Annotated in this window: 17 protein-coding genes; 9 read left to right on the forward strand and 8 right to left on the reverse strand. The window is 59.7% G+C overall.

Features of this window, described 5'->3' with window-relative positions:
* Positions 1-3: 3 nt before the first annotated feature.
* The 7 genes from NKJ93_RS23655 to NKJ93_RS23685 all read right to left on the reverse strand — a co-directional run bounded on the left by NKJ93_RS23655 (position 4) and on the right by NKJ93_RS23685 (position 5754).
* A complete protein-coding gene (locus NKJ93_RS23655; RefSeq protein ID WP_352591384.1) occupies positions 4-1113 on the reverse strand; it encodes an electron transfer flavoprotein subunit alpha/FixB family protein in 1110 nt (369 codons plus the stop codon).
* Positions 1114-1131: 18 nt separating this feature from the next.
* Complete coding sequence (locus tag NKJ93_RS23660; RefSeq protein ID WP_352466656.1) at positions 1132-1983, reverse strand: electron transfer flavoprotein subunit beta/FixA family protein; 852 nt, start codon at positions 1981-1983, stop codon at positions 1132-1134.
* A gap of 190 nt (positions 1984-2173) precedes the next feature.
* Positions 2174-2554: a nitrogenase stabilizing/protective protein NifW gene (gene nifW / locus NKJ93_RS23665; RefSeq protein WP_352591387.1), complete on the reverse strand. Its 381-nt coding sequence runs from the start codon at positions 2552-2554 to the stop codon at positions 2174-2176.
* Positions 2551-3759 carry a homocitrate synthase gene (nifV, locus tag NKJ93_RS23670; protein WP_352591390.1) on the reverse strand — a complete coding sequence of 403 codons (1209 nt, stop codon included), beginning with the start codon at positions 3757-3759 and terminating at the stop codon, positions 2551-2553. The genes nifW and nifV overlap by 4 nt, the downstream gene beginning before the upstream one ends.
* Positions 3756-4973 carry a cysteine desulfurase NifS gene (gene nifS / locus NKJ93_RS23675; RefSeq protein ID WP_352591393.1) on the reverse strand — a complete coding sequence of 406 codons (1218 nt, stop codon included), beginning with the start codon at positions 4971-4973 and terminating at the stop codon, positions 3756-3758. Before nifS ends, nifV begins: the two co-directional genes overlap by 4 nt.
* On the reverse strand, positions 4924-5169 hold the full coding sequence (locus tag NKJ93_RS23680; RefSeq protein ID WP_352472419.1) for a NifU family protein: 246 nt from the start codon (positions 5167-5169) through the stop codon (positions 4924-4926). Before NKJ93_RS23680 ends, nifS begins: the two co-directional genes overlap by 50 nt.
* Before the next feature lie 264 nt (positions 5170-5433).
* Positions 5434-5754 carry a HesB/IscA family protein gene (locus tag NKJ93_RS23685; protein WP_023678237.1) on the reverse strand — a complete coding sequence of 107 codons (321 nt, stop codon included), beginning with the start codon at positions 5752-5754 and terminating at the stop codon, positions 5434-5436.
* A 721-nt stretch (positions 5755-6475) separates the two neighbouring features.
* Between NKJ93_RS23685 and NKJ93_RS23690 the strand changes: the two genes are divergently transcribed.
* The 9 genes from NKJ93_RS23690 to NKJ93_RS23730 all read left to right on the forward strand — a co-directional run bounded on the left by NKJ93_RS23690 (position 6476) and on the right by NKJ93_RS23730 (position 17450).
* Positions 6476-7543, forward strand: coding sequence for a hemin-degrading factor (locus tag NKJ93_RS23690; RefSeq protein WP_352591396.1), 1068 nt, complete (start codon positions 6476-6478; stop codon positions 7541-7543).
* 851 nt (positions 7544-8394) lie between these two features.
* On the forward strand, positions 8395-9612 hold the full coding sequence (locus tag NKJ93_RS23695; protein WP_352548234.1) for a cytochrome P450: 1218 nt from the start codon (positions 8395-8397) through the stop codon (positions 9610-9612).
* A gap of 40 nt (positions 9613-9652) precedes the next feature.
* Entirely contained in the window at positions 9653-9853 is a 201-nt protein-coding gene (locus tag NKJ93_RS23700; RefSeq protein ID WP_352491466.1) for a ferredoxin, read from the forward strand.
* A gap of 323 nt (positions 9854-10176) precedes the next feature.
* Positions 10177-10788 (forward strand): nitrogen fixation protein NifQ, encoded by a 612-nt coding sequence (locus tag NKJ93_RS23705; protein ID WP_352491520.1) that lies wholly within the window; start codon positions 10177-10179, stop codon positions 10786-10788.
* Between the two features lie 854 nt (positions 10789-11642).
* Positions 11643-13076, forward strand: coding sequence for a hypothetical protein (locus NKJ93_RS23710; protein WP_352591527.1), 1434 nt, complete (start codon positions 11643-11645; stop codon positions 13074-13076).
* On the forward strand, positions 13069-13887 hold the full coding sequence (locus NKJ93_RS23715; protein ID WP_352591399.1) for a hypothetical protein: 819 nt from the start codon (positions 13069-13071) through the stop codon (positions 13885-13887). The genes NKJ93_RS23710 and NKJ93_RS23715 overlap by 8 nt, the downstream gene beginning before the upstream one ends.
* On the forward strand, positions 13887-15200 hold the full coding sequence (locus NKJ93_RS23720; protein WP_352591401.1) for a coiled-coil domain-containing protein: 1314 nt from the start codon (positions 13887-13889) through the stop codon (positions 15198-15200). The genes NKJ93_RS23715 and NKJ93_RS23720 overlap by 1 nt, the downstream gene beginning before the upstream one ends.
* On the forward strand, positions 15197-16237 hold the full coding sequence (locus NKJ93_RS23725; protein ID WP_352591404.1) for an OmpA family protein: 1041 nt from the start codon (positions 15197-15199) through the stop codon (positions 16235-16237). Before NKJ93_RS23720 ends, NKJ93_RS23725 begins: the two co-directional genes overlap by 4 nt.
* Positions 16238-16295: 58 nt before the next feature.
* Positions 16296-17450: a DUF4236 domain-containing protein gene (locus tag NKJ93_RS23730; RefSeq protein WP_352591407.1), complete on the forward strand. Its 1155-nt coding sequence runs from the start codon at positions 16296-16298 to the stop codon at positions 17448-17450.
* A gap of 29 nt (positions 17451-17479) precedes the next feature.
* Here NKJ93_RS23730 and NKJ93_RS23735 read toward each other — a convergent pair whose 3' ends face one another.
* The gene (locus NKJ93_RS23735) at positions 17480-18220 is read right to left on the reverse strand and encodes a thermonuclease family protein (RefSeq protein WP_352591530.1); all 741 of its coding nucleotides are present in this window, start codon (positions 18218-18220) and stop codon (positions 17480-17482) included.
* Between the last annotated feature and the right edge of the window lie 154 nt (positions 18221-18374).

Genomic DNA, 18374 nt, shown 5'->3' on the forward strand with positions numbered 1-18374 from the left:
CCCTTAGCTCGCAAGCTTGTCGCGACTGTGGGGCGACAGCCGCCGGGTGAAGGCTTCCGTCAGTGCGGGCAGGAAGCGGATCGCGTCGGTGACGATCCCGAGGTGAGCGAAATCGAAAATCGGCGCGTTCGGGTCGGTGTTGATGGCCACGATGAGATCCGCCCCCTCGACGCCAACCCGATGCTGGACGGCGCCGGAAATCCCGGCCGCTATGTAAAGCTTCGGCCGGATGGTCTTGCCAGTTTGGCCGATCTGCCGATCAGCTGGCATCCAGCTCTTCTGGACCAACGGGCGCGAACAGCCATGCTCGGCGCCGATTGCCCGCGCGAGATTCTTCACAAGCTGCAGGTTCTCCGCCGCGCCTAGACCGAGGCCTCCCGCAACCACGACGTCGGCATAGGCAAGATTTGCCTTTGCCGACTGACTATCCGGCAGGAAGCCGAGGATTTTGGTAACGATCTCGTCCTCGGCTACCGAGAGCTTGTGCCGGATGACACGCCCAACCGGTTTATCCGCCCGCTGCGGCATGGGCATGACCCTCGGTCGCACTGTCGCCATCTGGGGGCGGAAATTGAGCGTATAGATCGTGCACAACAAGGAACCGCCGAAAGTCGGACGGGTGGCGGCGAGCGAACCGTCGGTATCCACATCGAGTTCGGTGCAGTCGGCCGTGAGCCCTGTCTGCAAGGTCGTCGCCACGGAGCCGGCAAGATCCCTGCCGAGTGTGGTGGCACCGAGAAGAAGGATCTCGGGTTTGTGGGTATCGACCAGATCCGTCATCGCCTTGGTGAATGGCTCGTTCCGATAGTCGGCGAGCAGCGGCGCCTCGACGATGTAGACAAGGTCGGCGCCATAAGCGAACGCTTCGGCAACGGCGTTCCCGATGGCCTCTCCCGGCGGTCCAAGCACGACGCCCGCAAGCTGGACCTGAAGCTTGTCTGCTAACTTGCGGCCTTCGCCGAGCAGTTCGAATGATACGGGATGGACCTGACCGCGTTCGAGCTCGATGAAAACCCAAACGTGCCGGTAGTCCTTGAAATGCGCGGGCAGCTCCTTCTTTATTCCGGCACGGCCGGCGGCAGGGCGAGGGGTTTCTCGGTTCGCGTTCGACATCGTCTGATCCTTGCCCTCTCACGCGCCGCCGTTGAAGGCGAGCTCATGTTCCAATGCCGGCTGGCGGGTGAAGATTGCCGTGATGAGTTCGTCAGCGACATCGCGCAAAGCCATCTCGGCGGTGTCGATTTTTGCCGCCTTTTCCGCCCGCGCAGGAGGGGCGAAAACGCGCTTGACGACCGTCGGTGAACCGCGCAGGCCGCATTTGGTGAGATCCTCAATGCCGGCGTCGGCCGCACTCCATTTCAAGACCTGGCTGCGCGCGGCGCACAGGGCGTCCTGGATCGAGCCCCGGCGGATCTCGTTTGTGCCTTCCAGCATGGTGATGAGGCAAGGGAGCCTGCTCTTCAGCATCTGTGTGCCGCCTTCGGAGCGGCGCTCGACCTTGATCTCGCGTGCAGCAAGGTCAATAGAGGCGATCTTCGCGACATAGGTCAGTTGCAGGAGTCCGAGGCGCTTGGCGATGCCGGGCCCGACCTGGGCGGTGTCGCCATCGATCGTCTGCTTGCCGGTGAAGACGAGGTCTGGCGTGCCGAACGTCTCGCCAACCTTCGCGATTGCCTGGGAAAGGGCGAACGAGGTCGCCAGCGTGTCGGAGCCGGCAAAATAGCGGTCGGTCAAGAGCACCGCTCGGTCGGCGCCGTAACCGAGCGCCTTGCGCAGCGCGTCCTCTGCCATGGGCGGGCCCATAGTGAGCACGGTGACTTCGCCACCATAGGCGTCGCGCAGTCTGAGGGCTTCTTCGAGGGCGAACAGGTCGTAAGGGTTGATGATAGTCGGAACACCCTGGCGCATGATCGTGTTCGTCACCGGATGGACCCTTATCTGTGCCGAGTCCGGCACCTGCTTGATGCAGATTACGATGTGCATTGGCGGTTTCTCCAGGCTCCTGTCGGATGCGGGCTTGGCGGTTATCTCCTAGGTTTGCATCATTCGTGCCAACTGTTTTGCTGCCCCCTATTCCTAGAACTTCGGTTGGTTGCTTCTGAAGGCGCCGTACCGTGGTGATGACCCCATTTGTCGGCTTCTCGACATTGTCGCGTCGCAACTCGTGTCGCGGTCATTCCTGTCCGAACCGCTTCAGTACGGAGTCCAACGGGACAAAGGTGCGGCCCGGCGTGGCAGGTTTGTTCGGATCGTGGTCTTTGAGCACCTTGAAGACCCGATGGGTGAGCGGCGAAGAAACCGCGAAGTCCTCGTAAGCGCGTTCGAGCGTCGCGCGCACCCGCGCGGCAATCACCTGGTCGGGCAGACCGGAGAAATCTTCTTCGGCAAGGTATTGGCCCACGCGCTTCATGATATGGAGCCGCGAGACATTCAGCACCTTCGGATCATAGGAGACGCCAAGGACTGCGAAGAACTCCTCCGCAGCCGACAGGCGCTTCAGTCGTGCGAGGATGTCGGTGACATCGATGGGGCGGCTGTCAGCGGAACAATTCATTGCATTCTCCCTGGTCGGAAAACTGTGGTGTCGGTGCGCTCGCGCACGGCTGACCTGGACCCGCACAGCTCCGCGAGGGATGCCTCGCTGCACATTCCATCGTAGAGCTCGACCAGTTGAGTTGCAGTGACGGTCGATTTGGTCTCGGCCGCCTCGCGCCGGACGCGGGCCACCATCGCGGCTGCCAGATCCGGGTCGAGATCGCGACCGCTTTCGCTCAGCACATGGGCAATCGCAGTGGCGCCGGAATGCTTGCCGATGACGATACGCCGGCAGCGGCCCACGAGAGCCGGATCGAGCCCTTGATAAGTACGCGAGTCCTTCAGCAGCCCTGCGACGTGAATGCCGGATTCGTGGGTGAAAACATCGGCGCCGACGACCGGCTTAATGGCCGCGGTCTGCCGGCGGGCGGCCCAAGCCACCTGGGCGGCGAGGTCGGGCAATGCGGTCAGCTCGATGCCGGTATCCGCGCCGTCGAAGACCGCCATCGCGGCGGCCACCTCTTCCAGCGCGGCATTGCCCGCACGCTCGCCGAGCCCCAGGACGGTGACGGACGCATGGCGCGCGCCTGCGCGGATCGCGGCCAGCGTGTTGGCGGCAGCAAGTCCGAGATCGTTGTGCGCATGAAATTCAAGGTCGATTGGAGACTGCGCCACAAGCTGGGCGACAAGTTCGAAGGTCGAAAACGGGTCGAGAACGCCGACTGTGTCGGCTAGCCTGACGCCGCTTGCGCCGGCGCGTGCAGCCGTCTCGATGATGCGGGCGAGATGATCCCGATTGGCCCGCGAGGCATCCTCGCAGCCCACCGCGACGAAGAAGCCGGCGGCGGCTGCGCGCCTCACCATATGTTCGATGACCTGGAGCGCTCCCGCCTTATCGAGGCCGAGCTTGGCGGCAAGTTGGATGTCCGACGCAGGCAGCGATAGATTGACGGCGTGGACGCCGCTCTCGATCGCTGCATCGAGATCCAGCGACGTCATCCGGCACCAGGCCATGAGCCGAACCGGGAGACACCGCGCGACCACGGCGCGAATTGTTTCGATCTCGTCGGCGCCCATGACCGGCGTGCCGATCTCGATCTCTGTGACGCCGGCCGCCGCAAGAGACTCGGCGATCTCCTGCTTTTCCGTCGTGGTAAAGGCGACGCCGGGCGCCTGCTCGCCATCGCGCAAGGTCGTATCGTTGAGAAAGACATGACGGGTCATGAACGGTAGCCGGTTCTGCTGCCGCTCAGGCATAGACCGGATTGAACGTCTTCGGAGCTTCGCTTACCCGGCCCAGAACTGTGAAAGCCACGCAGCTTCTCCACGATTGCCGGCATGACCTCGAGCACCCGGTCGACGTCCGCTTCGCCGTTGTCCCGCGCCAAGGAGAAGCGGACTGCCGCGTGTGGCGTTTTCATCGCGCTCAGGACATGGCTCGGTTCCAGAGAGCCGGAGGTGCAGGCAGAGCCGGAGGAACACGCGATGCCCACGCGGCTGAGGAGGAGTGGAATTCCATCACTTTCGACATGTTCGAAGGAGATGTTTGCGGTGTTGGGCAACCGTTCCAGGGGATCTCCAGTGACACAGGTGCTTGGGATGCGCTGGAGAATCCCGTCCTCTAAACGGTCGCGGAGCGACTTTACCCGTGTGGTCTCGTCGTCCATGAATTTCAAGGCGAGTTCGGCCGCCATGCCGAGCCCGACTATGCCGGGCGTATTCTCGGTGCCAGCACGCCGGTTGTGTTCTTGGTGGCCCCCCTTGATCAGCGAGTGGAAATTGACGCCACGTTTTACGAAAAGCGCGCCGATCCCCTTCGGCCCGTGCAGCTTGTGGCCGGAGAGCGACAGCATGTCGATTGCGGTCGACTTCAGGTCCATCGGAAGCTTGCCGACCGCCTGCACAGCATCGGTATGGAAAAGGGCGCCCACTTCCTTGGCCAACTCGGCAAGCCTGGCCACGGGGAAGATCACACCAGTCTCATTGTTCGCCCACATTATCGAGACGATTGCCACCTGTGGGGTGAGGGCGGCCATATAGGCGTCGAGGTCGAGCCGGCCACGGCAATCCACCGGGATCCTGTGCACCTTGACGCGGCGGGTCTTCTCAAGATGCGCGCAGAGCGTCAGCACGGCGGGATGCTCGACCGCGGACGTCACGATCTCGGTTCGGTTGGGCGCCGCCTCGAGCGCCGAAAGAAGCGCTGCATTGTCGCTTTCTGTCCCACCCGAGGTGAAGGTGATCTCATCGTCGAACTCCGCGCCGATCAGAGCTTGCAACTGCCTCCGCGCCTTTCTCACCGCCGCACTGACTGAGGCGCCAAGAGCGTGCGCCGACGAAGGGTTGCCGAATTGATCCCTAAAGAACGGCAACATCGCTTGCACGACCTCAGGATCGACCCGTGTGGTTGCGTTGTTGTCGAGGTAGACAGGTTTCATGTGCGATCCTCAGTTGACCGGAATGACGCGAGCGCGCGACCGCCTCATTGAGCCTCTGGCGTATGCCGTTGATGATGATGGGCCCAAACTGGCAGCCGGCGCAGACGCCCGAGAGTTTGACGTAGACCGGATCGGCGTCGACATGGACAAGTCCGCAGTCGCCGCCGTCAGCCCGCAGGTAAGGACGCCCGAACACGACAACGTTATCGGTAAGCCGAATTTGGCGCAGCGGCGCGATTTGGCGGCCAGCAGCTTGGGTGCCACCAGGAACCGAACTGTTTCGGGAGGCGACGTTCTTTGCGTCCTACCTGAAGCGATTGCCGGTCCCAAGATCGGCTTCGACCTTGCCTTGTTCTTGAGGACAGGGACATCTGTTGTGCCGGCCATATAAGCCTCCTCTGCCGCATATGAGTCCGTCGGCGGCAATCGCTTCATGGACCCGCACAGGCGCTTCGGGCGATCAACTGAAGGACTTGCCGCAGCCGCACTTCTCGCGCGCGTTGGGGTTATCGAAGACAAAGCCGGAAGATTCGAGCCCGGTGAGGAAGTCGACGGTCATGCCGGCGACATGCGGTTGGGAGCCCGCGTCCACGAACAGCTTGATCCCATCTGTCTCGGTGATCGCGTCGCCCTCGCGCGACACGCTCTCCAGGCCCATTAAGTATTTGAAGCCGGCGCAGCCGCCGGCCTGGACCATGATGCGAAAGCCTTCCGCCGGCTCGCTGGCGCGGGAAAGAGCAGTCTTGATGGCGGCAACAGCGTTGTCGGTGAGCGTAATCATGGCTCCATTCTCCTCAGTCCGGGACCTGCTTGCGCATCACGCTGCATGCACCGTGCCAAAGCGAAAACCGTTTCAACGCAGCGCGGCATCTCTGACCCTGCGGTGGTTCTTGTGAGTCCATTGCTGCGAAGGTGTCGGCCAACCGACACGTACGTCGGGTTTGTCGGGTCCGCCACGCGGGATGTTGGGCCTGAGTTGTTGGCTGAACTCACATTAAACCAATGACCATTACAGAAGACTCCTTCTGAGCTTGCTTGGGCGCAATTGGCACGGTTTTTGAAGCTCCACTGGCGAGGCGGCAAGAGACTGCCGATCCACAATTGTCGTGGGTGCCCTCGCGAACGATGCGGCGAAGCAAGGGAGCAACATGTCAGGACTGGGTCAGACACGCTTGGTTTGGCGAAGCAGCGCCGCCCGTGGCATCCGAATGACCGATTGGCCGATTGCGACAACACCCACAATCGCTCACCACCGCCCGGTGGCCACCGACCGGCTCGATGAGATTCCATCGGCATGTGCCTGCTCGTGTCACTCGGGTCTCGCCGCTCCGATAGCACCCCCGGTTTTCGCGCGGGTGCGACGACGTGCGCACGCTGTCCAGCGACATTTTGTTCACGGGCTAGCAGCAGATCAGGGTCGAGCATCGCGGCGCGCCCTATCGGCTGAAGATTCACCGGCAGGGCAGCTGATCCTCACACGTAGGTGGAAGCAGGGGTAAGACATGGACCAGCGCGAGAAACCGTCGCCGGACGAAATCCGGCGGGCGTGCGAAGACAATCCGAAAATCCGGGAGCATGATCTCGCCGCTCGATTGGGCATTTCGGAAGCCGAATTGGTCGCGGCGCATTGTGGTCACGGCGCGGTGCGCATCGAGCCGCGCGTCGATGATCTGCTGACCGGCCTCGAAGCGGTCGGCGAGGTGATGGCGGTCACCCGCAACCAAAGTGCCGTGCACCAAAAGATCGGCGTCTACGACAAAGTGGTCACCGGCAACCCGCATGCCATGGTGCTCGGCGACGAGATCGACCTGCGCATCTTCCCGAAAGCGTGGGCGTATGGCTTCGCCGTCGAGAAGCGCGAGGGAGCCGAGATCCGCCGCAGCCTGCAATTCTTTGATGCCACCGGCGAGGCGATGCACAAAGTACATCTCGGGCCCGCCTCGAACCTGCAGGCCTATCAGAATCTGGCGGCAGAGCTCGCATCCTCCGACCAGGAGCCGATCATATCGGTCGAGGCGAGCGGGGCGCTCGATAACGCAGTGAGTCCAGACCAAGCCGCCACGGTCGACGACCTACGCGAGCACTGGAGCCGGCTGAGCGACGTGCATCAGTTCTACCATATGTTGAAGGCACTGAAGCTCAGCCGCTGCCAGGCGATGCGTATGGCCGACGAGGATTACGCCTGGCTGCTCGACAATGATGCCGTTGGCGCCCTGTTCCAACAGGCGGCCGAAGACGAGATGCCGATCATGTGCTTTGTCGGCAATCATGGTTGCATCCAGATCCATTCCGGCCCGATCAAGTCGGTCAAGCAGATCGGGCCGCGGATCAATGTGCTCGACGAGACCTTCCATCTGCATCTTAGGACCCATCACATCCGCGAGGTCTGGGCCGTGCGCAAGCCGACGAGGGACGGTCACGTCACGTCCATTGAAGCCTATGGCGCCGACGGCAAGATGATCATCCAGTTCTTCGGCACGCGCAAGGAAGGCGAACGCGAGCGCAGCGACTGGCGGTTTCTGGCCGAGAGTCTGCCACGCGTTCCCGGGCCGACCGACAGGGATGTGTAGAGCCGACAGGCCCTCGGATTGAACCGGCCGCCATAGGACTCGGCACCACGTTCCGACAGCGGCTCGCGAGGAAATATAGGTCCATGTGCGATAGAGCTTGCCGTGTTAGCGCATACGCACGGTCAGGTGTGCACGCCGGAATTGACCGCATCGATACAGTCAGGCTCGTCGCCGGCCGGATCGCTGCGCACGAGTGCATCGCTCGTCTGACCGGAAATCCTTGCAGCGGCTACAACAACGCATATGCCATCAGCGCCGAACCGAAGCGGAAGCGCGGCCGGGTCTTGTCGGACCGCACCCGAACCTTGCGCTGGATCGCGTCGTTGCTCAATCGGGGCCGTGCGAGCGATCTCCTCGCTCGTCGACCGGAAGGCTGTGCAGCAGCAGCCAAGCCGAACAGCCCGATGTCGCGGACTCGACAAAACCGACCACGGATGTCGGTTGTCGGACGTTGTCCTAAGAATGGTGGACAGGTGATCATCAGCGGCGGGCCTAGTGCAGGCTGGCATTGCTTGGTGCAGCGCCATGGGTACGCCTATCCGGCACGCGACTTGCTTCGACAATTTGATCAGCAGGGCATCATGAGTGCGTCACGGAGCTCAGAGGTGATTGACCAGCCTCTCAACCCTAACGGGGATAAGCGGCGGCTTTGCTTCATGACCGCAGCGCGGCGGAGATGCCCCTTCTGATCGACTTCGCAACCGATCTCATCCGCGCTGGTGCAGGTGGGCTGTATCAGGCGACAGAATCTAGAAGGCGCCCGACAAGAGACGTGCCCATGCTGGAAATCGACTTTATGAACAGCGGTGCAATCTCAATCGAGCCATGAACGCCAATGTAGAGAAAACAAAATGGCGACCAACCCCGTTCCAGATCATGTCCCGCCCGAAATGGTGAGGGACTTCAGCCTGTTTACATCGCCAGGGATGCCACCAACACCCAACGGGGATCCACACGCAGCTGTCGCTTGCGTACATGACGGGCCTCCGATCTTTTACTCCCGCTACAACACGCAAGATGGCCGGGGTACCTGGGTCATCACCCGTGCCGCGGACCAGCGGAAGGTGCTGCAGGACGCAGAGACTTTTTCCAGCCATCGCAGCATCTTCTCCTCCATACTGGGTGAAAACTGGCCGACGATCCCGCTTGAGCTCGATCCACCGGCCCATGGCGTCTTTCGCTCACTGCTCAATCCGCTGCTTTCGCCAAAGCGGGTGTTGGCTTTGGAACCGGCTGTCCGCGAACGGGCGGTCGAGCTGATCGAAAGGATCGCCGCGTCGGGCACAAGCTGCGACGTGATGAAGGATTTTGCCTTTCCTTTCGCGGTGAGCACCTTTCTTCGCTTTCTGGGGTTGCCCGATGACCGACTCGATACATTCGTCGGCTGGGGGAAAGATCTGCTCCACGGCGACGATAAGGAACGACCTGTGGCTGCCCGGACGATCGTGGCATTCATCGACGAACTTGCAGCCATGCGCCGCCAGGAGGCGGTTGACGATTTCATGACCTTTATCGTGCAGGCACAGGTCGAGGGCCGCCGGCTGACGGACACCCAAGTCCGCGGCATCGGCGTGCTTGTCTTCGTCGCTGGGCTCGACACGGTCGCAGCAGCTATAGGCTTTGACTTGGCGTACCTCGCGCGCAACCTCAAAGATCAGCAATTGCTGCGGAGCGAACCGGACCGCATCCCGCTCGCAACCGAAGAATTGCTGCGGGCCTATCCGCCCATTCAGTTGATCCGCGTGGCTACGAAAGATATCGACTTCGAAGGCGCGCCGATCCGGAAGGGGGACTATGTTTCCTGCGCCACGATGATTGCCAATCGTGACCCGGCGGAATTCGAATGCCCCAACACAATCGATTTGGAGCGGGAGGACAACCGCCACGCAGCGTTTGGCTATGGTCCCCACCGTTGCCTTGGCTCACACCTTGCCCGGCGGGAGATTGTCATTGGCCTGGAGGAGTGGTTGGCGCGCATCCCGGCTTTCAGGATCAAGCAGGGTACGGCACCGATAACTTCTGGCGGCCATGTGTTCGGGATCGAAAATTTGATCCTGGACTGGTCTTAGGCCCGCCCCGACCCGGGGCACAGACAATGGAGGCAGCGCCATGCGCATCATCGTCCAAAAGGCCAAATGCCAGGGTCACGCGCGATGCGCGGCGCAAGCGCCGGACATCTTCAAGCTTGATGACGAGGGCTACATCCTGCCTGGTGACATTGAAGTTGCGGAAGGGGAGGAACTGCCTGCATCGCGGGGCGCGCGATCCTGTCCTGAACGTGCGCTGGAACTCACCCGCTGCGCGCTTTGAGGACTCATTCAACCGAGAGTCTGGCGGGCTTGAACCATGTGGCCGCACTCAGCACGCGACCTCTGTCCCGCACGGTTCACGTCCAACTCTGCAGGGGCATTTCCGGCGCCAGTGTTCCCCGTGAGGCGCAAACGGCAGGGCAGGGGTTCGCGAACACCTCTTCCAATCACAGAATTTGCGTCAGAGCCGATGGACCAGACGAGAATTGCCGAACTACTCGACGCGAGGCGACCCGGAGTGCCATACCGAAGAACTGCCCGACCCATGTTGCGGCAGGCCGGGTCTCTGCATGATTTGATAGGACGAAACCAGGAGAACGCACCATATTTGCCCAACATTATGCCCGGCTCAGCACCGGCCAATGGCCGCACATCGAGCTGGAGAGGAGGTTCGACCAGCATGTGCTTGCCTGTGTGCTTTCACGTGCGCTCGAGGAGATCGAGGCCGGCGAGGCGACGGCGACGGAGGCAACCGGACTTTCGCGCGCCGAGTTGCGCGATGTCCTGGTCCGCTGTTTCCCTGCTTTTCCTATCAACGCGTTTGCCTTGAAAGAGGTGAGCGAGCCCGAGCCGGATCTGGAAGAAGAACTTCTGCATGGACTGCTGCTGGCGCATGCCCGACATGGCGACCCGGCGAGCGCCCGCTTCGCCAAGATCATCGCCCGGCGTGCCATGCGCAATGACCACCTCTGGCAGGACCTTGGCCTTTTTAATCGAACCGACCTCGGCCGCCTGCTCGCCTCGCATTTTCCGACGCTGGCGGCCGGCAACACCCAAAACATGAAATGGAAAAAATACTTTTACCGAAAGCTCTGCGAGGCCGAAGGTTTTTCGCTGTGCAGCGCCCCCAGTTGCCGGGACTGCAATGATTTCGAAAGCTGCTTCGGCCCGGATGAAGGCGAAAGCCGCCTCACACGGACCAAGGACAACGCCTAGGATTGAGAGCCGCTTGCGTCAGTCGTACAGCGTCAGCGCTCGCGCCGCGCCATATGTCTGTTGTCAAATCTCGACGGACGCCATCGTTGAGACGGCCATTTCGGCAGCGATAGCCCTCTTTTCGGCCTCCTGGGCAAGATGACTGGCCGCGACCTGCGAATGGCCCCTGCGGCAAGCAAGGCGCCATAAATAACTGCGCCCAGCAGAACCAGTCGGCAAGAACGAACGGAACTGGCCACGTGGACGGGTATATCGAAGCGTCCATTGTTGACGTCAGCATTATACCTGGTAACGCCAGACTTCGACCGATTTTCAGCGGGCCGATAAGAAAGGCGCTCGAAGAGAAGGCGACTTTCGACCTGAACCGGAAATTGCAAAGCTGCAAGCCCAGTTGGAGCAGCAGTTGGCCCGGTTGAAGGATGCAGAAAAGTTGGCGATCAAGCTCAAGACTAATTCTGTTGGCCTCAAACGAATCAACGTCGCCGACGAAGCAATCGAGGTCGTAGCCGGTTTCACAGGACGGCGGACATTGCGGTCGGCAGTCTAGTCCCAGCCAAATAGGGCGCGCGCTTCTGCTACTGCGCAAACGCCTCTGGAGTCGATTTTATCAGCTCATTGGCGTGATCTTCAGTTCCTTCGCCACAAAGCCCGGCGGAGAAGAGTATGCTGCCTGGCCTATTCATTCGCCCAAGCCCGCTTGCCACGGCAGCTATCGTTGTCATTTTTACATCAGACGATCGTCTCGTGAGCAGTGGACCGCAGAGTTGCGAAGACGCAGTTGCCCTTTGCTTCTACTGTGCATAGAAGCCATTTGTGCGGGCAGAGGTACAAAATCTGGGTGCGGTGCTGTGGGAATAAAATTCGAAAAGCTAAATAAACTGCGAGAGTCTCTGCTAGAGGCAAATCACGATTTCCGCGCCAGCACCCAATTGTTCAATAGCTTGGATGTCGCGAAAATTGATCGCGAAATGGATCTTGGAGATCGCGGAAAGCAGCGGGGCGAGGCGAACCAACCTCCGAAGGCGGCCAAGAATTTCGACGACGTTGAGCATGCAGTCATCGAGAGGGTCGAGGACGAAAAAAAGGCGGCACACCACACCCTCGAGGATAGCCTGCAGCTTCTCTCCGGACGTTTGGCGGGCCTAGACTTTGAAGAGCAATTTGGTCTGATCCGTCAGGCGAACGCCGCCAGTGTTTCTGATTTCAAGGCCTCGATCGCGGTAGGCCTGGACGAACTTCACGGATTGCGAAAATCGCTCAACGACGCGGAGAAGGAGCACGCCTGGTTCAAACAGAAGCACGGGCTTGTCCGCGCCGTTAGGATTCAGCACGGAGCAGCCTACGTTTTCCGAATTTCCTTGCTGATTTTCCTGTTTCTGATTGAAACGGCGATGAACGGAAATTTCCTTGCCAAGGGAAATGAACAGGGATTCTTTGGCGGGCTCCTCGAAGCCGCCGCGTTCTCGTTTTTGAACATCGGCGCCGCACTGCTGTTCGCAATATTCTGTGCACGCCTGGTGACTCACAGATCGGTTTTTGTGAAGTTGATCGGCGCGCTGTCGATAGTGGCCTATGTTGGCTTGGCGTTGACCATAAACCTAGCGCTTGCGCATTACCGCGAAGTCAGTGGATCCTTTGTAGACGGAGCCGGCGTCGAGGTCGTGCGCAGCATGCTCGCCAATCCCGCCGGCCTTATGGACGTGAAATCCTGGCTTCTGTTCGCGATCGGCCTCATGTTTTCGATCTTTGCGTTTATCGATGGCTGGTTCGTTCTAGATCCATACCCGGGCTATGCGGGTGTCGAAAACAGATTGGTCGCTCGCAGGGAAGACTACATCGAGCGCAAGAGCGAGCTCATCGAGGCTCTGCAAGAGGTGCGCGATGAGCACAACGAGAAGGTGGAGGACATCGTCAAGCGGCTGGGGAGCAGACGCAGGGAGCATCGGGCGATCATCGATCATCGGTCGAGGCTGCTGACGCTCTTTGCGCAGCATCAAGACCAGCTAGAGCGAGCCTGCAACCAGCTTCTCGCAAAGTACAGGGAGGCCAATATCCAGGCCCGCACAGAGCCAGCGCCAAAACATTTTGCCACACCATACAAACTTGAGCGCATCAAACCCCTGATATCGTCCGACGATGAATGGAGCGAGAAGGACCTGGGCGCCTCAATTCGTGACGCGCAGGAAGAACTAAACGCTCAGGTGCGGCTCATCGGGCTGGAATGCGAGCGCGGGATCGAACAGTACCGAGATCTCGACAAGCTTCATCCGGATAGCGTGAATGGCTAGGCGGGGTCGCAGAAGAAAGAAAGGCAGTGGCGGCACAATTGTCGCAGCAGCCGGATTGGCCGTGCTGTCGGCTGTGATGCTGGCCGGTTTTGTTTGGATGTGGTCGAGATCCGGGAAGGACCAAATCGACACCAGCACGAATTGCCCACTGAACGGACCTGTGAGCCTGACAGCGGTCTTGATCGACGCCACCGATCCGATTTCGCCGATAACCATGGCGGATCTGAAGAATGAATTCCGCAAGACCATTGGGCGCGTCGAGCCTGGCGGCTATCTGAGGATATTGACGCTAGGCCCAACGCCTGGCGACCTGACTGTGATGTTTGACGGATGCAACCCGGGCGATGGCTCAACGGTCGACAGCTGGACGAACAATCCGTCCCGGCGGCAGAAGAAATGGGAAAATGCATTCGAGGACCCTCTGACGAAGCTTCCCGACCAGATACCCAATGGAGAATCCTCGAACCAATCTCCAATCATGGCCGGAATTCAGAAAATCAAACTGTCGCTATTCGACAGCGGTTTGGCGAAAGAGAAGACCGCAAAGCGAATAATAGTCGCGTCAGATATGATTGAACATACGCCGCTATACTCACAATATCGTTCGGGCCTCGATTATCAGAAGTACCTTGATAGCGCGGCTGACAGGACTTACGGGACATCGCTTGATGGCGTTGGGGTCACGTTACTCTACGTCGACAGGGCGAAGAAGCCATTTGGCTCTTACGAACATGCAGAGTTCTGGACCCGGTGGGTTCAAAGCCATCATGGTGATTTTGAGAAGCTGGTAGGATTGGAGGGGTTAAACTGATGGCCAAGAAGCGAGGGGAGTCGTTCTTAGGACATCCGAGCCTGCCCCTTGTCGTCTTTGCGACGCTAACCCTGGGTGGCTGCGTGTTCATCGCAATAGCCAAGCTGTCGGGCGTAGACCCGATAATGGCGGCGAGCGCACCGGTGTGCCTGATGCTCATCTATCTTGCCGCGTCCGTCTTCACCGGCAAGCTACGGCTCCACGATGAGCAAACTGGCGACAATCTCTACTACATGGGTTTCCTGTTTACGTTGACGAGTCTCGGCGTATCGCTGTTTCAGTTTGGGTCCGAAGGATCCACTGACACAATCGTGCGGAACTTTGGCATCGCCGTGACGTCGACGATCACCGGCATTGCTCTACGGATCTTTTACAATCAGATGCGCCGCGATCCTGCCGACATCGAACGGACGGCCAGGCACGAACTCGCGGATATGACGCGGCGTGTAAGAGCTGAGATGGAAAGTGTAACCAGGGAATTCGCTGACTTTCGCCGCGTCAGCAATCAGATGTTGGAGGAGGGTTTTGCCGAAATTGCCGTCCAAGCGGAGCGGAACGGAGAGCACATAAGATCGGCACTGGATAAAATCGCGATGGAATCGATCAAACCGGTTCAAGAGGCCTCGGGAAAGCTCAGCAACGCTTTGAGCGATAATGTTGGGCAGATCGAAAGTCAGTTCTCCTCGATCGCACAGCGCCTCGAGGCGGCAGCCGATCTGCTCGACAAAGCCAACGCCTCAATGTCCTCTTCAGTTCGCAGACTGGGTGAACAGGCCGACAGCGTAGCCACCAAATTGGAAAAGGTTGTCGTCCCCGATGAGGTCCTTAAGAACGATCTGGCGCCGATGGTAAAACTCCTTGGCAGCGCGGTCGCTCAGTATGCTGTCAAAACAGAGACGGCTTCGCAGGAACAGCAAGGCCGCATGGCTGGCATCGTGGATGCTGTGGCTAAAGTGGCCGCAGGTGTGGAAAGGGCTGTGGCAGCCGCAGAGCAAACAGCGGAGAGCGTTCAGGCACAACAGCGCTTGACCCAGGCGCTTGCTGCAGTGGTGCAAAAGCAAAGCAAGGACACCGGAGACCTTGTCGCAACCTTGGCAGGAAGAACCCTTCACGCGCCGAGGCCTGCTCCCCCTCTCAACGCTCCTATCGCGATCGAACAGCACCTGGCAGATCTGGTCGCAAATGACACCGTCGAGAGCGCACCGATTAGGGTCGAGCCTGCGCCCGAACCAGACGCTTTCCAATCTCTGGGAAGCGAGCCTCCCGCCGAACGAACGGAACCGCCTAAGCGAACCAGTTGGTGGGGCAGGTGAGCGACGCTGGTGGGACTTCGGTCGCCTTCGAGCGCAAGGGTTACGGCCGCGGTTTGATACTGGGCCTGACCATGGCCGAGACGATGCTGCTTTTGGTGTTCTGCCTGCTGCTAGCAGCCGGTGCTATCATCACGAAAAAGCAGAGAGAGACCGATGAGGCACTCCGAGCCGCTCAATCAAACAAGGAAAACGTGCAGAGGCTCGAAGCCGAAAACAAGCGGCTTCTGGCTCAGATAAAAGCGGTGTTTCAGCCCGCGAGCGGAGGAACCGTTCCCGACGAAGAATGGCGCGAGCTGGTCCTGGCCAAGGATGCTGTTAAGTCGGTTAAGGAAGCAGGTATTTCCCTGGAGGAGGTCGTGCGAAATGCCCCTGTCGCGAAGGTCCTTGCGAACAACGACATAAGCGTTGACCAGGCTAAGGCCATGATAGATGCGGCGAAGGTCTTGAAAGAATTTGGTTACATCGGCTCCGACAAAGGGCTGCAGGATCTGACTGACGCGCTCAAGAAGGCTGCAGAGCAGACGCAAGCAGCAAAACCTCACGACTGGCCGCCGATAATTAGTCTTAGCGAACTGGATGGCTATAATTTCGATACCGGAAGCGCAGAGCTTTCGGATCCGTTCAAAACAAAGTTGCGCGATCTTGCGAAGACAATCGCCGGCACTGCGACCTCTTACGGTGTCGACGTGATTGAGGTGATTGGACACACGGACGAACAGGCAATGGCGGGCGAATCCTCCAACATGGACAAGGGGCTCCAACCGGTCCTGTCAGGGAAAGTGGAAATCGGCTCACTCCATCCCGCCGACAATGCCGGCCTTGGGCTGGCGCGCGCGATTTCAGTTACAAGTGTGCTCAGTGACATGCCCGCATTAAAGGGGTTTACGATTTTGCCGATGTCTGGTGGTCAGCTCATCCTGCCCGGCGATCATCTCACCGACGGAGCGCAGATGGGCGATGTGCGGGCTCGAAGGCGCATCGAGATTAGGGTGAGGCAGCGATCAAAATTGGCGCCGGTTGGTGGCGCCAAGCCATGAATGGGGACGAGAGACTGGCGCCTTAGCCGGTACGGCAGTTGAGTTGGGGGATTGGGCTATGGGGTTTTACGTTCGAAAATCGATCAGTGCGGGACCATTCCGCTTTAACTTTTCGTCCGGCGGGGTTGGCGCTTCCGTTGGCGTGAAGGGCCTCCGCATCGGCACTGGGCCACGAGGTCACTACATCCACGCCGGCGTCGGTGGGCTCTACTATCGTGGCACTTTAGGCAAGGCTAGCGCCAAGAAGGTAGTACAGCTCTCTCAAACCCGATCTGCGCCGCAACCCCGTCCACAATCCTCGCCCCCGGAGTACGTCTCTGACGGCGTCGTAATGAGGGAAATCGAGTCCCGCGATGTGGTGGAGATGCGTGATGAGACATTTGCCAATGTGCTCGATGAAATCAATGCAAGGCAATCGCAGACGCGGCTGTCCGTAGCACTCGCGGTTCTGTTCGGGATTGCAGGTTTCCTTGTGGGGACCAAGCTCGGAGGTGCCGCACCGGCGCTGGGCGTCGGTGCCGTTGTGCCGGGTATGCTCATTGGCAAATGGTTTGACAGCTACCGCCGGGTAAGCGTGCTCTATTACGATCTGGAAAAAGACGCGGAGGCTGCCTACGGGCGACTTGTCGGCGCGTTCGAAACTCTCACTGGCTGCGCAGGGAGATGGCATGTCGCCGCCGGCGGCAAAATAGAGGAACTGACGGCTTGGAAGCGAAATGCGGGCGCGACGATGTTGGTCGACAAAAAGCCGACCACGCTTGAAAGCTCCTTGCCTAAAATTGTTCGTAGCAACGTCACTCCACCTTCGCTCCATGTCGGCCGGCAAGTCCTTTATTTCATGCCAGACCTCGTCTTGGTGAAGGACGGAAACCGATACGGCGCAGTCGGATATGCCGATCTGCAGACCCAATTCGCCCCGAGTAATTTCATCGAGACCGGCAAAGTTCCATCTGATGCGGAGATCGTGAGCTACACCTGGGCTCACCCAAACAAAAACGGCGGGCCCGACAAGCGCTTCAAAGACAATCGGCAGATCCCTGTCTGCCGCTACGAAGCGTTGCGGTTTTCTAGCCCGTCCGGACTTAACGAGCTGGTGGAATTTTCCAAGACAAACGTCAGCCAGCCCTTTTGCCAGGCTCTATCGGCACTCGCGCAATTGCATCGAAGCTCCGACCGCCAATCCATAACGCTGAACGCGCACTCAAGGGACTGATAGTGGCGATGGCTCAAAGCATGGCCAGGTCAGCAAACGCCTTCGCATGGAATCCCATCGCTATCTCGATCCAACTTGCTCCCCCATGAGCAGTTGGCGAGATACCAACGCGCTTCTTCGCAAGATGAAATCTCCGTGCAAAAGCGGCGAGGTTGGCATGAGTAGCTCTGTGCTACTTGGCGACGGCTGACAAGCCCAAGGGGGCTTTTGGTTGGGCTCGCAGATTCGGCATGTTGTTCGCGCCAATCCCAAGGGTTGTCAAAAGTCCCAATCCAGATTCCAACCTTTGCGGCTACAGCATTAGTTTGCTGTTGCGCATAGGCGCCGTGGCTATAGCGGGGCCAGTCCAAGGCTCGGCCATGTTCGACCATCCAGGACGCGACGCTGACACCGTCCGCGCGCCGACAATCACCGACGAAGCGACGGTACCGATCCCATGAAACAAATGTGCATTGGACAGGCTGCGAAGCCGCAAGGAAATTCGCCAGTGCTTCGGCCGCCTGGCGCCCGCAGGGGTATTGATGTGCGCTAGCGTCATTGCAGTATTGGCGGCTTTCGGGTGCATCCATGCCGTTGAAGCGGACGCGCTGCCCGTGGATCTCTATCGTGTCTCCATCAATCACCGATGCTATGCCTACAATCCGCGCCGGTCTCGACCCGGTCGAGTTTGCTATATCCAGACCACGTAACTGGTCGCCCGAGCCTGTAAAATAGTGGGTCGCGTAAGCAGCCAAGGCCACCACGATCACCAGGATCAGAGGCAAGGGCACATCTGGAAAGAAACGTCTGCGGACGATTGGTTCCGCGCCGCGCCTTGGTCGCGCGCGGCGACGATGAGAATAGCGATTGTTATTCAATTTCCGATCCTTTGCGAAACGCAGGCTGCATGATTTCTAACGTGCCTCTGCACGCTTCGTAGGCGCC

It is taken from the genome of Mesorhizobium sp. M0028, assembly GCF_040323855.1.
Lineage (GTDB): Bacteria > Pseudomonadota > Alphaproteobacteria > Rhizobiales > Rhizobiaceae > Mesorhizobium.

Bases quoted from the DNA above. Each gene is read 5' to 3' on its own strand.
- NKJ93_RS23655 (WP_352591384.1), bottom strand. From the start codon at position 1,113: ATGTCGAACGCGAACCGAGAAACCCCTCGCCCTGCCGCCGGCCGTGCC.
- NKJ93_RS23660 (WP_352466656.1), bottom strand. From the start codon at position 1,983: ATGCACATCGTAATCTGCATCAAGCAGGTGCCGGACTCGGCACAGATA.
- nifW (WP_352591387.1), bottom strand. From the start codon at position 2,554: ATGAATTGTTCCGCTGACAGCCGCCCCATCGATGTCACCGACATCCTC.
- nifV (WP_352591390.1), bottom strand. From the start codon at position 3,759: ATGACCCGTCATGTCTTTCTCAACGATACGACCTTGCGCGATGGCGAG.
- nifS (WP_352591393.1), bottom strand. From the start codon at position 4,973: ATGAAACCTGTCTACCTCGACAACAACGCAACCACACGGGTCGATCCT.
- NKJ93_RS23685 (WP_023678237.1), bottom strand. From the start codon at position 5,754: ATGATTACGCTCACCGACAACGCTGTTGCCGCCATCAAGACTGCTCTT.
- NKJ93_RS23690 (WP_352591396.1), top strand. From the start codon at position 6,476: ATGGACCAGCGCGAGAAACCGTCGCCGGACGAAATCCGGCGGGCGTGC.
- NKJ93_RS23695 (WP_352548234.1), top strand. From the start codon at position 8,395: ATGGCGACCAACCCCGTTCCAGATCATGTCCCGCCCGAAATGGTGAGG.
- NKJ93_RS23700 (WP_352491466.1), top strand. From the start codon at position 9,653: ATGCGCATCATCGTCCAAAAGGCCAAATGCCAGGGTCACGCGCGATGC.
- NKJ93_RS23715 (WP_352591399.1), top strand. From the start codon at position 13,069: ATGGCTAGGCGGGGTCGCAGAAGAAAGAAAGGCAGTGGCGGCACAATT.
- NKJ93_RS23720 (WP_352591401.1), top strand. From the start codon at position 13,887: ATGGCCAAGAAGCGAGGGGAGTCGTTCTTAGGACATCCGAGCCTGCCC.
- NKJ93_RS23730 (WP_352591407.1), top strand. From the start codon at position 16,296: ATGGGGTTTTACGTTCGAAAATCGATCAGTGCGGGACCATTCCGCTTT.